Annotated in this window: 14 protein-coding genes and 1 riboswitch; of the genes, 10 read left to right on the plus strand and 4 right to left on the minus strand. The window is 33.2% G+C overall.

From position 1 onward, the window contains the following. Positions 1–63: 63 nt before the first annotated feature. From NLJ82_RS09400 to NLJ82_RS09415, 4 genes are all read left to right on the plus strand, one after another. Positions 64–1245, plus strand: a complete 1182-nt coding sequence (locus tag NLJ82_RS09400; protein WP_000876184.1) for a NupC/NupG family nucleoside CNT transporter — start codon at positions 64–66, stop codon at positions 1243–1245. A 36-nt stretch (positions 1246–1281) separates the two neighbouring features. After that, positions 1282–2583, plus strand: a complete 1302-nt coding sequence (locus tag NLJ82_RS09405) for a pyrimidine-nucleoside phosphorylase (protein WP_002081390.1) — start codon at positions 1282–1284, stop codon at positions 2581–2583. Positions 2584–2616: 33 nt separating this feature from the next. Next, a complete protein-coding gene (locus NLJ82_RS09410) occupies positions 2617–3012 on the plus strand; it encodes a cytidine deaminase (protein WP_000358525.1) in 396 nt (131 codons plus the stop codon). A gap of 230 nt (positions 3013–3242) precedes the next feature. Further along, positions 3243–3722, plus strand: a complete 480-nt coding sequence (locus tag NLJ82_RS09415; protein ID WP_000561054.1) for a CcdC family protein — start codon at positions 3243–3245, stop codon at positions 3720–3722. A 47-nt stretch (positions 3723–3769) separates the two neighbouring features. On the opposite strand, the gene NLJ82_RS09420 is transcribed toward NLJ82_RS09415, so the two are convergent. Next, a complete protein-coding gene (locus NLJ82_RS09420) occupies positions 3770–4000 on the minus strand; it encodes a DUF896 domain-containing protein (RefSeq protein ID WP_000789783.1) in 231 nt (76 codons plus the stop codon). A gap of 189 nt (positions 4001–4189) precedes the next feature. On the opposite strand from NLJ82_RS09420, the gene NLJ82_RS09425 reads away from it, so the two are divergent. Next, complete coding sequence (locus NLJ82_RS09425) at positions 4190–5473, plus strand: aminopeptidase P family protein (RefSeq protein ID WP_000842990.1); 1284 nt, start codon at positions 4190–4192, stop codon at positions 5471–5473. 97 nt (positions 5474–5570) lie between these two features. Here the strand turns inward: NLJ82_RS09425 and NLJ82_RS09430 are convergent, their stop codons facing one another. Both NLJ82_RS09430 and NLJ82_RS09435 read right to left on the minus strand, forming a co-directional pair. Beyond that, on the minus strand, positions 5571–6206 hold the full coding sequence (locus NLJ82_RS09430; RefSeq protein ID WP_000687264.1) for a pentapeptide repeat-containing protein: 636 nt from the start codon (positions 6204–6206) through the stop codon (positions 5571–5573). A gap of 281 nt (positions 6207–6487) precedes the next feature. After that, entirely contained in the window at positions 6488–7033 is a 546-nt protein-coding gene (locus tag NLJ82_RS09435; RefSeq protein WP_000458505.1) for a hypothetical protein, read from the minus strand. A gap of 321 nt (positions 7034–7354) precedes the next feature. Here NLJ82_RS09435 and topB point away from each other — a divergent pair, with 321 nt between their 5' ends. The 3 genes from topB to NLJ82_RS09450 all read left to right on the plus strand — a co-directional run bounded on the left by topB (position 7355) and on the right by NLJ82_RS09450 (position 12591). After that, positions 7355–9499 carry a DNA topoisomerase III gene (gene topB, locus NLJ82_RS09440; protein ID WP_000766744.1) on the plus strand — a complete coding sequence of 715 codons (2145 nt, stop codon included), beginning with the start codon at positions 7355–7357 and terminating at the stop codon, positions 9497–9499. A 268-nt stretch (positions 9500–9767) separates the two neighbouring features. Then, positions 9768–11015, plus strand: coding sequence for a DUF4153 domain-containing protein (locus tag NLJ82_RS09445; RefSeq protein ID WP_000999657.1), 1248 nt, complete (start codon positions 9768–9770; stop codon positions 11013–11015). Between the two features lie 133 nt (positions 11016–11148). Then, positions 11149–11254, plus strand: a riboswitch (SAM riboswitch). 107 nt (positions 11255–11361) lie between these two features. Further along, entirely contained in the window at positions 11362–12591 is a 1230-nt protein-coding gene (locus NLJ82_RS09450) for an MFS transporter (RefSeq protein WP_000389106.1), read from the plus strand. A gap of 55 nt (positions 12592–12646) precedes the next feature. Here NLJ82_RS09450 and NLJ82_RS09455 read toward each other — a convergent pair whose 3' ends face one another. Further along, entirely contained in the window at positions 12647–13612 is a 966-nt protein-coding gene (locus NLJ82_RS09455) for an arsenic resistance protein (protein WP_000103774.1), read from the minus strand. Positions 13613–13906: 294 nt separating this feature from the next. Here NLJ82_RS09455 and NLJ82_RS09460 point away from each other — a divergent pair, with 294 nt between their 5' ends. Continuing rightward, complete coding sequence (locus NLJ82_RS09460; RefSeq protein WP_000522524.1) at positions 13907–14599, plus strand: FMN-dependent NADH-azoreductase; 693 nt, start codon at positions 13907–13909, stop codon at positions 14597–14599. 239 nt (positions 14600–14838) lie between these two features. Next, positions 14839–16197 (plus strand): branched-chain amino acid transport system II carrier protein, encoded by a 1359-nt coding sequence (gene brnQ, locus NLJ82_RS09465; RefSeq protein WP_000182719.1) that lies wholly within the window; start codon positions 14839–14841, stop codon positions 16195–16197. Positions 16198–16267 lie beyond the last annotated feature (70 nt).

The following is a 16267-nucleotide window of genomic DNA, read 5'->3' on the forward strand; positions in this document are numbered from 1 at the left end:
GTATCTATTGCTTTAACAATTGAAAGAAATGTAAGCGGATACGAACACGGGAGGAGACGGCTTATGAAATACTTAATCGGTGTTTTTGGCCTCGTATTGATTTTAGGTATCGCTTGGCTTGCTAGTAATGATAGAAAGAAAGTCAAATATCGTCCAATCATAACGATGGTTATATTACAATTCATTTTGGGGTTTCTATTATTAAATACAAGTGTAGGGAATATATTAATTAGCGGAATAGCAGATGGTTTTGGAGAGCTATTAAAATATGCCGCTGACGGTGTAAATTTCGTATTTGGTGGATTAGTAAATCAAAAAGAGTTTTCATTCTTTTTAAGTGTATTAATGCCAATCGTATTTATATCAGCTTTAATCGGTATTTTGCAACATATTAAAGTGTTACCTATTATTGTGAAATCTATCGGTCTAGCATTAAGTAAAGTAAATGGAATGGGGAAACTAGAATCATATAACGCTGTTGCTTCTGCGATTTTAGGACAATCTGAAGTGTTTATTTCAGTTAAGAAACAATTAGGATTATTGCCAGAGAAAAGAATGTACACATTATGTGCATCTGCAATGTCTACCGTTTCCATGTCTATCGTTGGATCGTATATGGTGTTATTAAAACCGCAATATGTTGTAACCGCTTTAGTGCTTAACTTATTCGGGGGCTTTATTATTGCTTCTATTATTAATCCTTATGAAGTTACTGATGAAGAAGATATGTTAGAAGTACAAGAAGAAGAAAAAAAGACTTTCTTTGAAGTATTAGGGGAATACATTATTGATGGATTTAAAGTTGCGATTACAGTAGCAGCTATGTTAATTGGTTTCGTTGCTCTTATCGCATTCATTAATGCAGTATTTAAAGGTGTAATCGGTATTTCATTCCAAGAAATTCTCGGTTATGCATTTGCACCATTTGCATTTATTATGGGTGTACCTTGGCATGAAGCAGTTAATGCCGGAAATATTATGGCAACAAAATTAGTATCGAATGAATTTGTCGCTATGACAGATTTAGCACAAGGAAACTTTAATTTCTCAGATAGAACGACAGCGATTATATCTGTATTCTTAGTTTCATTTGCAAACTTCTCTTCAATTGGAATTATTGCAGGAGCGGTTAAGAGCTTAAATGAAAAGCAAGGGAATGTAGTCGCAAGATTTGGTTTGAAATTACTTTTCGGTGCAACATTAGTAAGTTTCTTATCAGCAACAATCGTAGGCTTATTATTTTAATAGATTCATATCATATAAAAAGGAATGGTGATTGTAATGAGAATGGTAGATATTATTGCGAAAAAACGTGACGGTAAAGAATTAACGACTGAAGAAATCAAATTCTTTATTAATGGATATACAGACGGAAGTATTCCTGATTATCAAGTAAGTGCACTTGCAATGGCAATCTTCTTTAAAGATATGACAGATCGCGAACGTGCAGATTTAACGATGGCAATGGTGGAGTCCGGAGAAACAATCGACTTATCAGCAATTGAAGGAATTAAAGTAGACAAACATTCAACTGGCGGTGTTGGTGATACAACAACATTAGTACTAGGACCATTAGTAGCTGCTTTAGATGTACCAGTAGCAAAAATGTCTGGTCGTGGTTTAGGACATACGGGCGGAACAATTGATAAATTAGAAGCGGTAGAAGGATTCCACGTTGAAATTACGAAAGAGCAGTTCATTGATATTGTAAACCGTGACAAAGTAGCTGTTATTGGGCAAACAGGAAACTTAACACCTGCAGACAAAAAGATTTATGCATTACGCGATGTAACAGGAACGGTTAACTCAATTCCTTTAATCGCAAGTTCAATTATGAGTAAAAAAATTGCAGCTGGTGCTGACGCAATCGTACTTGATGTGAAAACAGGTGCTGGCGCATTTATGAAAACAGAAGAAGATGCAAAAGAATTAGCACATGCAATGGTACGTATCGGAAATAATGTAGGACGTCAAACGATGGCTGTTATTTCAGATATGTCACAACCACTTGGTTTTGCAATTGGTAACGCTCTAGAAGTGAAAGAAGCGATTGATACGTTAAAAGGTGAAGGTCCAGAAGATTTAACAGAATTAGTACTCGTATTAGGAAGTCAGATGGTCGTACTTGCGAAAAAAGCAAATACATTAGAAGAAGCTCGTGAAATGTTAATTGAAGTGATGAAGAACGGAAAAGCAACTGAGAAGTTTAAAGAGTTCTTAAGCAATCAAGGCGGAGATAGCTCAATTGTAGACAATCCAGAAAAAATGCCACAAGCGAAGTATGTAATTGATGTACCTGCAAAAACTTCAGGTGTTATTTCTAACATTGTTGCAGATGAAATCGGTATCGCAGCTATGCTACTTGGTGCTGGCCGTGCAACGAAAGAAGACGAAATTGATTTAGCGGTAGGACTAATGTTACGTAAAAAAGTGGGCGATGCAGTAAAAGAAGGCGAGCCATTCGTAACAATCTATGCAAATCGCGAAAATGTAGAAGATGTAAAAGCTAAAATTTATGAGAACATTTCTATCGCTGAAACAGCAGAGGCTCCTAAATTAGTGCATACAGTTATTACTGACTAATCATCATTACACTTACTTTGAGGGGGAAATAATATGGATAAGAAAAAATATATTGAAGAAGCAAATAAGATGTTAGAAAAAGCATATATTCCGTATTCAAAATTTCCTGTTGGTGCAGCGTTAGTTACGAAAGAAGGTAAAATCTATACTGGTTGTAATATAGAAAATGCTTCTTATGGTTTATGTAACTGCGCAGAAAGAACAGCGATCTTTAAAGCAGTATCAGAAGGTGAGCGCGACTTTAGTTACTTAGTTATTACAGGAGAAACGGACGGACCGATTTCACCGTGTGGTGCTTGTAGACAAGTAATCGCTGAATTCTGTGATCCGAAAATGCCTGTATTATTAACGAATGTAAAAGGCGATGAAAAAGAAGTAACTGTTGAGCAATTACTTCCAGGTGCTTTTACAAATGACGATTTAAAATAAGTTAAAAGCCATTTTGCAATATTAATTGCAAAATGGCTTTTTTGTTTGAAAATTGAATGTAATATTTTGTTCATATTCCGTTCATAAACTTTGCGTAAAATGATTGCAGCGAATATGGAAAGTTTACAGCAGGAGGGATATAATGAAGAAATTCTATAATGGTGCTTGTAGTTACTTATTAATTTATGATTTTGCTCAAAAAGTCATTTAAATAGATAGGAGTGGAAAGTATGATAGCACTTTTATCAAGTATTGTAGCAGTTTGTATGGCTGTTGGGGTAATGTTTCTTCGCTTTAAAGCAGCGAAAAAGCCGGTAACGAAAAAGAAAATAATATTGCCGCCAATTTTTATGAGTACTGGCGCAATGATGTACTTCTTACCAGCGTTTCGATTAACATCGTTAGAAATAGTAGAGGCGATTAGTATAGGACTTATTTTCTCTATATTTCTTATTAAAACAACGAAGTTTGAAATAAGAAATGAACATATATATATGAAACCGTCAAAAGCATTCATATTTATTTTAGTTGGATTATTAGCAGTGCGAGTAGTAATGAAATCGTATTTAAGTCAATCGATTGACTTAGCAGAGTTAAGTGGAATGTTTTTCTTACTCGCTTTTGCGATGATTGTATCGTGGAGAATTGCTATGTATCGTTCCTATGCTAAATTAGAAAAAACAATAAAAAGAGCTGGAATTTCTATATAGGAAATCCAGCTCTTTTTATGTTTTATTAAAATTCTTTAACGCGGAACTCATTTGCTTAATTTTAAACGTATTTGAGCATCTTGTAATGCCGCTGGCGTAACGTTAAGACCATTTTGATCAACAATTTTTGTGTTTAATAAAATGGAATCTAAGCTTCCACGAAATGTTTGTGTATAGTTTTGACGCAACATTTGTTGTTCTTGTTTTTCATCAACTGTTAATCCAGTTGCTTTTTCTTTTTTTGATAATTCGTTAATACGGAATAAAATGTTTTTCATTTGTTTCACCTCTAGTTTAATTTAATTATATTAGTTGCTTACTAATGTATAGTTATTGTAACGTGTAATTTTAATTATGTCAACACCATCTAAAAAGGTTAAAAATTGACGAAAAATTGTAACAATAATAAAATGAATTGATTAGATAATTATTTTTTTAATCATACATAGAACGCTAGGGGGATTATTATGAAATCAACATTTTTTGCTCAAAATAGAGAACGATTAGTAAACACATTACCAGATGAATCGATTACAATTTTATTTGCTGGTCAAGCACCTCATATGTCAGCGGATGCACATTATAAGTTTGTGCCGAATCGGAATTTTTATTATGTAACAGGAATCGATGAACCAAATGTTATTTTTATGCTGAAAAAGTTTGGGAATTGTGTAGAAGAGACACTTTTCATTGAAAAATCAGATCCAGTAATGGAAAAATGGGTCGGTAAAACAGTTTCTAAAGAAGAAGCAGAGAAAATTTCTGGTATAAAGAAAGTTGTATATTTAGATAGCTTTGAAAAGACAATGTCAAATATATTTTTTACAGAAAATGTGAAGCATCTATTTTTAGATTTAGAGCGTCGTGAGTGGAATGGTACAGAGACAAAAACATTAGCGTTTGCTAAACATGTAAGAGAACAATACCCCCACGTAACAATTGGTAATATATATCCAAATATTTGTGAATTACGAGTGTTTAAAACAGAAGAAGAAATTGAAATTATGAAAGAAGCGATTGCTGTAACGAAAGACGGTATTTACAACGTACTTAAGCATGCAAAAGCAGACATGATGGAGTATGAATTAGAAGCTCAATTTGATTTTACACTGAAATCATCTGGCATTAAGCATCATGCGTTCAATACAATTTTGGCGAGTGGGAAAAATGCTACAGTTCTTCATTATGAAGATAATGATGCGCAAATTCAAAATGGTGATTTAGTATTACTAGATTTAGGTGCTCAAAAAGACTACTATAACGCTGATATTAGTTATACATTCCCAGCAAATGGAACATTCTCTAGTCGCCAAAAACAAATTTATAATATCGTATTAAAAGCATTGAAAGAAACAACAGAGATTATTAAGCCAGGCTTAAAGTTCGCTGCATTAAATGAGCATGCTAAAAAAGTACTTGCAGAAGGGTGTAAAGCGGTTGGTTTAATTCAAGAAGATGAAGAGTTATCAAAATATTATTATCATGGTGTCAGCCATTTCCTTGGTTTAGATACGCATGATGTAGGGACATACAAAGATAGAGTATTAGAAGAAGGCATGGTTATTACAATTGAACCTGGTCTTTATATTGAAGAAGAATCGATTGGAATTCGTATTGAAGATGATATTCTTGTAACGAAAGACGGATACGAAAACTTGTCAAAAGATATCATTAGAGAAGTTGAAGAGATTGAAGCGTTTATGAGTGTAAATAATGAACATGTCAAAGGAAAACAAGCTGTAGTTAAATAATAAGAAAGTCATCACTAATTTATTTGAACTTTATCTCGAATCGTGGACAATTAAAAAATCCATGATTCGGGATAGGGTTCTTTTTATCTTCGAAATACTAATCTTTAATTATTAATCCTAATAAAGTCGCAAACTGAACAGCTTGATATGTAGATACTTTACATCCCCTTAAATCGCTCACTGAAACTGTCAGAGTATTAAAATTAGAAGAGCTAATATCGATCCCCTTCAGTGATGTCTGGTCAAAATTAGCTTCGTCAAGGCTACATAATTGGAATTCAACTTTTTTTAGTTTACAGTCAAAAAAATCTGCACTATTTAATGAAGTTTCATTAAATACAATCTTTTCTAGTTTAGAATTTCCAAATGCAGCTAAGTTCAAAATAGAATTCTCAAATTTAACATTTCCTAAGCTAGATTCTGTAAAATTAACCCCGATTAATTTACTGTTTTTAAATTCAACTCTGTGAACAGAAGAATTGCTTAAATTAACATTTGATAAATCACAGTTTTCAAAACAAACATCTGTAATATCAATATTGCTAAAGTCTGTATTCGTGAACTTACAATTCTTTATCACGGCATCATATAATCGTACTCTATCCACAGATTCATTTTCGAAAGTGGAATCGATAATTTCACACATTTCTAGTGTAGGATCTTCTTCATAAAAAATATCTTGAAAATTTTTTGAAGATAACTCTGGTGAAATTTTGGGTCTATCAATTTTCATGGTATATCAATCCTCTTCTATTTGATATATAAGTGTAATTTAGGTTTAGTGAATCCCCGAAAGGAACATTAGTTCTTATTATACACAATCATACGTTTTTTTGTGAAGAGGATTTTGGTTACCTTTTTCTAATTTAATAATCACAGTGTTATTGTTTCTTAAGAAATAAAGCCCTAATAAATAGGAGAACTGCTAATACATTCGTTACAGAGAAATCCTCTTGCATACCTAAAAGTATCGCTTCTTCTAAGGTTTCTGATTTAATAATTTTGTTTTAAGTGTTAGTGCATATGTTGTTTATACTCGTGTGAAGTTGAAGGAGTAAAATCGGGGAATGTTATGAATACCGAAACAATAATTACAACACTAATTGAAAGCAATAACAAAAAGCATCGGTGGATCACAGTAGAAAACCTTTCTGATAAAATTTGAATTATAAATGACATAGTAATCGTTATAGTAAATAAAAGGCTGATAAACAGTATACTATGAGCTTGTTGCGCATTTAGCATTTCTGTAATCATTGCTCCCATCATACTTGCCATTACCCCAGAGAACATTCCTTCTAAAGCAGTATATAGATGAAAACGTAGACCAACTAAAAAGCCGATACAACCACTAATTAAAATCGCAAGCAAAGTAGAATATAGCAATTCTCCTTTAAATAGAATACCTAAATAAAAACCTATACTTAAACCGATACTCATACTAAAAGACATAATAAATACCATATACTCCATTAGGGTACCACTACGTTTCGAAATATATGATGTAATAATAATTGAGATACAGCAAAGCATTAAGGCAGTTAATGTATAAGCAAACATCATGATACCTCCCTGTCCTATCATTCACTTCATCATATGTTCATATAGAGAGTACTTATGCTTATTTATATCTGCATATTATCTGCACAATTTCATAAATGAAAGCAAGGTGGCGTTTGATTTTTTTACGTGTGAACATGTGAAAGAAAGTGTTATATAATGAGTTTCTATTGTGAAGCAATAAAGAATAAGCGTATAATATTATAGTTATCCCATTACTCGGGACAACCCGCGAATGATAAATAAGATTGTTGTTTTATCATCGCTTCTAAACAGATAGACAATGAAAGTAACAGTGGAATACAGATAGGGAGTTATAAAATGAAATTAATTATTGCCGAGAAACCAGATCAAGGTTTGGCTCTTGTTTCACAGTTTAAATATCGCCGGAAAGATGGATATTTAGAAGTAGAAGCGAATGAGTTATTTCCAAATGGAGCGTACTGTACATGGGCAATTGGTCATTTGACGCAGTTATGTAATCCAGAACATTATCACGCAGAGTGGAAAAAATGGTCACTTGATACGTTACCGATGATTCCTGAACGATTTCAATTTGAAGTAACAAAGTCGAAGTATAAACAATTTAACGTTGTGAAACAGCTGTTACATAATCCTCAGGTAACAGAAATTATTCATGCGGGCGATGCTGGGCGTGAAGGGGAATTGATTGTACGAAATATTATTAACCTTTGCAACGTGCAAAAGCCGATGAAACGTCTTTGGATTTCATCTTTAACGAAACAAGCTATTTATCAAGGATTTAAAAACTTGCTTGATGAATCAGACACGATTAATACGTATTATGAAGCATACACAAGATCTTGTGCTGACTGGGTTGTTGGTATGAATGCATCACGTGTGTTTAGTATTTTGTTAAAGAAAAAAGGAATGAATGATGTATTTTCAGCTGGTCGTGTACAAACACCGACACTCGCGTTAATCGTAAAGCGTGAAAAGGAAATAGAAAACTTTAAGTCAGAGCCGTTCTGGGAAGTGTTCGCAACCTTTAATATAGAAGGAAAGAAGTATGAGGGGAAATGGGAGAAGGATAGTGAATCCCGCTTAAAAGACCCTGATATGGCGAATAAAATTGCGGCATTTTGCCAAGGTAAACCGGCAGTAGTGAAGGAAATGAAAACGGAGCGTAAAGAATTTCAGCCGCCGCTTTTATTTAACTTATCATCACTGCAAGCAACGGCAAATAAAGCCTTTAAGTTTTCACCGAAAAAGACGCTTGATATAACGCAAGCACTATATCAAAAAGGGATTGTTTCTTATCCTCGTTCGGATTCCAACTATGTTACCCAAGGAGAGGCAGCAACGTTCCCTGATATTTTACAGAAGTTAAGTCAGTTTGATGAATATAAAGGTTTATTACCAGCTCCGGTTGAATCGATTATGAATAATAAGCGTTATGTGAATGAAAAGAAAGTAACAGATCACTACGCCATTATTCCGACAGAGCAAGTTACAAATCCAAGCAGACTATCAGGTGATGAAAAGAAAATTTACGATATGATTGTTAGAAGACTTATAGCAGCTCACTATGAAGTTGCAATCTTTGACTATACAACGATTGTAACGCTTGTAGATGAACGTGCTGAATTCATTTCAAAAGGAAAACAGCAAATTCAAGAAGGCTGGCGTAAAGTTATTTTCCAAGACGATAAAGATGACGAAACCATTCTTCCAATTGTAGCTGAAGGTGAAGAAGGAAAAGTTGTAAAAGTGAAAGTGAAAGAGGGAAAAACACAACCACCGAAGCGTTATACAGAAGGACAACTTATTACGTTAATGAAAACAGCTGGTAAGTATTTAGAGAATGAAGAGCTGGAGAAAGTATTAAAGAAAACAGAAGGTTTAGGCACAGAAGCAACTCGCGCTGGAATTATTACGATGCTGAAAGACCGTAAATATATAGATGTGAAGAAGAACCAAGTGTATGCGACCGATAAAGGGAAAGTATTAATTACCGCAATCGGTGACAAAATACTAGCTTCACCAGAAATGACAGCGAAATGGGAGCAGCGCCTTGCAGAAATTGGTGAAGGCACGGCTTCACCAGCTACATTTATGGAACAAACGAAAAAGCTATCAGCTAAAATTATTGAAGATGCAGTGGAAATGTCAGAGAAATGGGACTTTACTGGATTGCATGTTGAATCGATTGAGCGAAAAGGATCGAAATTTACAACAGGTAAAAAGGTTGGTAGCTGTAAAAAATGTGATGGCGATGTGATTGATAAGTCAACGTTTTACGGCTGTTCTAATTACAACACGACACAATGTGACTTTACCATCTCGAAGAAGATATTAAGTAAAACAATTTCGCAAAAGAATATGACAAAGCTATTAAAAGGTGAAAAGACCGATTTAATTAAAGGCTTTAAAAAGGGCGAGAAAACATTTGATGCGAAATTAGAGTGGAAAGATAATAAGATTAATTTTGTATTTGAGAATTAAGTTGTTTTAACAAATAAAAATATGATAATTAAATTATATCCTATAGAATAGACGCTTAAAAAAGTCTATTCTATAGGATATTTTTTTTGAATAAGTAGTACTATATATTTTTGTTTGAAATAAAATATACAATAAAAAAATCTTTATAATTGATAATTATTTATTGTAAAACAATAAATAATGTATTAAAATCATTATCATAATAAATCGGTGAGATGCTTTTTATAGAAAGGGAACAAAGCTGTTTTTTATTAGAGGAGGTAAAGCTATGAACGATCAAAATTTGATTATCGAAAATATGGATAACCCTCATGAGTTGGAGAGAATGTATAGAAAAGACCCGAAAGCTTTTAAAAAGTCATTCTCACAAGCATGGGATGAAAACTCTGATTCTCAGGTGCTAGCTGCCTGGTATGAAAGGTTACATTTCAAGGAGACGGCAAATGCGGAAAAAAAGTCGTTGTTTCAAAAAGGTTTCTTATTTATGGGCATGTTAGCTATTCTGGCCGGGATAAGCACCAGAATCATTTTCTACTTTGTCGAACAAGAAGCAATTGCTCCAATTAACCTAGCTTTTGGTGTAATTCCCTTTATTGTCGCTTATTTTGTCTACCATAATACGCCGAAAAAAAGTATTATTTATTCCCTTATAGCGTTGTTCCTAATTTCCGGGATATATCTTAATACGTTGCCATTAAATTATAAAGACAGTATTATCCTTGCTTATTTACATCTTCCTATATTTTTATGGATCTTGGTAGGACTTGCGTTTACAGGAAATGAATATTCAAAAGGCAGTACAAGATTAGCTTATATTAAATTTAATTTGGAATATGCCCTTCTCTACGCCAGCATGGCAGTTAGCGGAATGATTCTAGCAGTATTCACCATGCGTTTATTTAGCTTTGTTGACTTGGATATAGGAGAATTCTATTTTAGTAATGTTGTGTTATTTGGTGCTGCTGCTCTTGCTATTGTGGCTGCATATTTAGTATCAATGAATCTTAAACTTGCTAAAAATATTACACCATACATATCTAAAATTTTTAGTCCACTTGTCTTGATTACGTTGCTAATCTATCTTATAACGGTTATATGGGTCGGGAAAAATCCTTTCTTGGACCGCAATTTCTTAATGGCCTTCAACGGAATACTCCTTGGCGTGTTGGCCGTTACCATATTTTCTATCGTTGAGAGTGATTCGGATGAGAAAAAGAACATTTCAGATTATATAAATTTTGCCTTAATTGTTCTGGCGCTTATTATTGACACTGTCGCTTTATCAGCCATTGTATTCAGACTTTCTTCTTACGGGATTACACCTAATAGACTTGCTGTTTTAGGGGTAAACATACTGATCTGGGCAAATTTAATTTGGATTATGTTTTCCTATATGCGTTTCTTGCAAAGCAAATCAGGACCGACAGCTATCCAAGATGCCGTTACGAAGTATTTACCAATTTACGGACTTTGGGCAGCTTTCGTTATATTTACGTTTCCTATCATTTTTAATTAGAAAGGTCTTGTTAACGTAACGACAAAATTGTTAAAAGAAGATGATAGATGTCATCTTCTTTTAACTGTATAAAAAAACATATTGAAATTATTTTGATGTAAAATATAATGAATTTAGATAATTAAATAAAAACTTCTTATTAAGAGAGGTGGAGGGACTGGCCCTTCGAAGCCTCAGCAACCTTATGTGATATAAAGGTGCTAAATCCTGTAGGATCTAAAATTCCTAATAGATAAGATGCGGTTATAAGTAAACCTTCTTCTTATTTTGAAGAAGGTTTTTTCTCATTTAAATAGAGGTTTTGAAAGGTGGTGAGGAAGAATTAAAGAAAATATACAAGAGGAAAATGGAGGATGCAGTGAATAATGAAATTGAGGATTTAAAAGAGAATAGCACAAGTATTTGGAGCAATAAAATTTTTTCGTATTTTTTCTTAGCAAGTTGCATTTCTTTAATAGGTAATTCTATGGTTACGCTCGTTTTACCGTTATGGGTAATGAAATTAACGAACTCTCCATTACTTGTTTCTGGAGTAAACGTTGCAATTGCGACGACGGCGATTTTATTTGCACCTGTAACAGGAACGTTAGCAGATCGAATGTCGAGAAGAAAGCTTATGATAATTGCGGATGTTATGAGATGTATCGTCATGATTTTAATTGCAGTTATAGCATTTTATAATAAAATGCTATACATTCCGTTACTAATTTTACTTATAATACGCTCAATTGGGAGTGCTTTATTTACTCCGGCTTCAAATGCAGCATTAGTAACATATGTGGAAGAAAAGCATGTTCAACAGGCGATTACGCTGAGGCAAATATCAATACAAACCATATCGGTAGCTATTCCTTTAATGGCTAGCTTTTTAATTAGTATTTTTAATTTTCATGGAGTATTTTTGTTAGATGCAATTACATTTTTTATATCATTTTTAATTTTAATGAAAATTAAATTTCCACGTGAATTAAAAGTAGAAAAGAAAAAGCCTTTTTACGAAGACTTTAAAGAGGGTTTCTCCATATTTAATAGTAATCAATCATTGAAAACATTGCTTATGAGCGCTGCGCTTATTAATTTACTTGGAGCGGCGTGTATGCTTTCGCTACAAGTAATAGTTGTTAGAGAAATGGACCTTTCTACGGGATGGTATAGTATAGTTTTTGCGGCATCACCGATAGGGATTTTAATAGGAGCATTTATTACGAAAAAGATTCGTACATATAAAACGATTACGACTGCTTTTATATTTACAGCTATTATGGGGGTTTTTAATGCTGCAATGGGTACGACGTTAAATCCGGTATTATTTTCAGTTTATTATTTTCTGTCAGGAATTGCATTTGGGGTAAGTAATATATATTTTGGAGTGTTGTATAGAAAGTTAATTCCAAATGAAGTGCAAGGAAGATTTTTTGGTTTTTTAAATTCGTTATTATTAGTATCAACCCCGGTTGGAATTGCAATAACGGGATATTCCTTAGAGTCAATTTCAGCTTCTATTGTATTTATTATAATTGGTATTATTACGTTTCTAGTTTCGGTTATTTCATTTGTAATGATAAATAAGAAATAAGTGTTGTATGAGATTTTTCAAAAATAAAAAACGTCCTGCTATAGGACGTTTTTTATTATATATATTGCCGTCTTTTCTTAATAAGTAACAACACCTGTGAAACACAAGCAAGTACTGGCAGTTCAATTAACGGTCCAATAACGAGTGCAAGTGCAATAAGAGGCTCGTCAGGGAAAGCAGTCACAGCAATAGCAAGAGCAACAGGTGAGTTTCTTGCTAACGTTGTTAAGTTTAGACTTACTGTATCTTTATAAGATAAGCGCATAACGTGCCCGATAAATTGTCCTAGTACAAAATTAATGATGAAGAACAATAGAACAGGAATGAGTAATAATAAAACGACATTCATATTTTGTAGTAAATATTTACCTTGTGATGCAAACATCGCTACGATTGCTAAACTTAAAAATACAATTTGGGCAGAGCTGAAAAATGGAATGAGTTTATTCTCGAGCGTTTCAGCTTTTTTCAGTTTATTCATAATGAATTTTGTAGCGTGTGCAAGTAAAAATGGTAAGACGATTACGATAACAATACTTTCTACTAAAACAGAAACCGCTACAGTCTTCATAACACCAGCGAATAAAAATAAATAAATGGGAAGTAGTAGTACTTGCAAAATTAAATTTACTGGTAAAATCGCTGTAGAAAGTGCTACATTACCTTTTGCTATTTCAGTAAAGATTAAGTACCAATCTGTACATGGAGTAACCATTAGCATTATAAATCCAACCCACAGTGCTGGGTGATCTGAAAGAAATAGTGCTCCTAATCCCCAAGCGAGTAAAGGTGTCCATAAAAAGTTAATAGTAAGACTTGTTCCAGCAAATTTTAAATTGTGAAATCCGTTTTTTATTTCTTTTAATGGGATGCTAAGGAATAATCCATATAGCATGAAAAATAAAAAGGGAACAATAAATTTGTCTGAATACATATGTATAACATTAAATTGTCCAAGTATGATGCCGCATGTAACAGCAAAAAGAATAATAAAAGTTTGAATCTTTTCTATCGTGCTCATGAATGAATCCTTTCTAAATATGAATTTTCCTCTCTAATTTTATTATACAAGTAATAAGGCTGTAATTTGGTGTTCAATTGTATTTTAGTAAATGTTTTTAATTTGAGATTTATTTTTTTATTAAAAGTTACTTGACTAAAGTAAGTGACTATATTACAATCACTTACATAAGGTAATTAAATAACAAAAAGTTTTAATTAACTTTCCTTAAGGTATCAATTGGAACTTTTTATTAGAATAAGAATTTTTATGATGTTGAATAATGAATATGATAAGAAAGTTTAGGTGAAGAAAATGGGATTATTTAGCTCGTTATTTGGTAAAAAAGAAGAAAATACAAAAGTAGAGGGGAATAAAACAATGTCAAAAGTATTATTTGTAAAAGCAAACGATCGTCCAGCGGAGCAAGCAGTTAGTTCAAAAATGTATGAAACATTTGTAAGTACTTATAAAGAAGCAAATCCGAATACAGAAATTACAGAGTTAGATTTATTTGCATTAGATCTTCCTTATTACGGAAATATTGCTATTTCAGGTGGATACAAACGTAGTCAAGGTATGGAATTAACAGCAGAAGAAGAGAAGGCAGTTGCTACAGTAGATCAATATTTAAATCAGTTTTTAGAAGCTGATAAAGTTGTATTTGCATTCCCGTTATGGAACTTTACTGTACCAGCACCATTAATCACATATATTTCATACTTATCTCAAGCTGGAAAAACGTTTAAATATACAGCTAATGGCCCAGAAGGTTTAGCTGGTGGTAAGAAAGTAGTTGTGTTAGGTGCTCGTGGTTCAGATTACTCTTCAGAACAAATGGCTCCTATGGAAATGGCAGTTAATTACGTAACAACTGTACTTGGATTCTGGGGAATTACAAATCCAGAGACTGTTGTAATTGAAGGGCACAACCAATATCCAGATCGCTCACAACAAATTGTTGAAGAAGGTCTAGAGAACGTTAAGAAAGTAGCGGCGAAATTTTAATTAATTGATAGTAAAAATGGAAAAACCAACATGGATGACCATGTTGGTTTTTTAGTCTATTTCTATGTTAAAAAATGTATATTTATAAAATGAATGAAAAGTTTGAAAATAGTATTGCAAAATATTATATATCAAACTATAATGAGTTCAAGAATAGTTGATACTTAAGTTAAATATTCAGAAAATTCAATTAGTTAAAATTGGAAATGACATAGGTTATTTTGAATGGAGGTTATATTATGACGAATAAAGTACCGTTTTCGTTCATAGTTGTTATTGGTTTAATGTTATTTGCACTATTTTTCGGGGCAGGAAATTTAATATTCCCAGCAATGCTTGGTCAATCGGCAGGAGAGAATGTTTGGATTGCTAATGCAGGATTTTTAGTAACAGGTGTAGGTTTACCGTTGCTAGGGGTATTAGCATTTGGAATTTCAGGTAAAGAAGATTTACAATCGTTAGCAAGTCGTGTACATCCAGTGTTCGGCATTGTATTTACGACAGTTTTATATTTAGCGATTGGTCCACTATTCGCTATTCCGAGAACAGGCAGCGTTTCTTATGAAATTGGTATGAAGCCTTTTGTACCAGAAGCTATGGGTTCTTCAGCACTCATTCTTTTTACAATTATATTCTTTAGCATTACTTGTTTTTTTTCGCTAAATCCCGCGAAAATTGTCGATATTGTAGGAAAAATCTTAACGCCAATTAAATTAACGTTTATTGGGATTTTAGTAGTATTTGCTTTTATTCATCCAATGGGAGAAATGCAAGCACCTGCAGAGGCATATACATCACATGCGTTCTTTAAAGGGTTCCAAGAAGGTTACTTAACAATGGATACGTTGGCATCATTCGTATTCGGTATTATTATCATCAATGCGATTAAAGAAAAGGGCGCAAAAACAAAAAAAGACATTATGATTGTTTGTGCAAAAGCAACATTGATTGCTGCATCTATTTTAGCAATGATCTATTCAGCACTTTCATTTATGGGAGCTTCAAGTGTTGCAAAACTTGGTCATTTAGATAATGGTGGTGCAGTATTAGCAAAAGTTTCAAACTATTATTTTGGGTCATACGGCGGAATTATATTAGGAATTATGGTTACAGCAGCATGTTTAACGACTAGTGTAGGACTTGTTTCAGCGTGTTCTTCATTCTTCCATAAACTATTCCCGAATGTTTCGTATAAAAAGATAGCAATCATCTTATCAGTGTTCAGTGCAGTTGTTGCGAATGTAGGTTTAACGCAATTAATCGCAATTTCTGTTCCTGTATTAATCGCGATTTATCCATTAGCAATCGTCTTAATTTTCCTAACGCTCCTTCATCCATTGTTTAAAGGAAGAGCAGAAGTGTATCAAGGTAGCTTATTAATTACATTTATTGTAAGTGTGTTCGATGGATTGAATGCAGCTGGTATGAAGTTAGCAGTAGTGAACGATTTTCTTACTAAAATACTTCCAATGCATGAAGTTGGGTTAGGTTGGATTTTACCAGCACTTATTGGCGGACTGATCGGGTACGTCATTAGCATTATGAAAGCAAAAAATCAAGTTCAACCAGCAGCTAGTGCGGATAAGAAAATAGGTTAAATAAAAAAGTTATAGAACTTGTTTCTATAACTTTTTTTGTTACTATTAATAATGAGAGAAAATAAAGTAG

Source organism: Bacillus paranthracis (assembly GCF_024296885.1).
Lineage (GTDB): Bacteria > Bacillota > Bacilli > Bacillales > Bacillaceae_G > Bacillus_A > Bacillus_A paranthracis.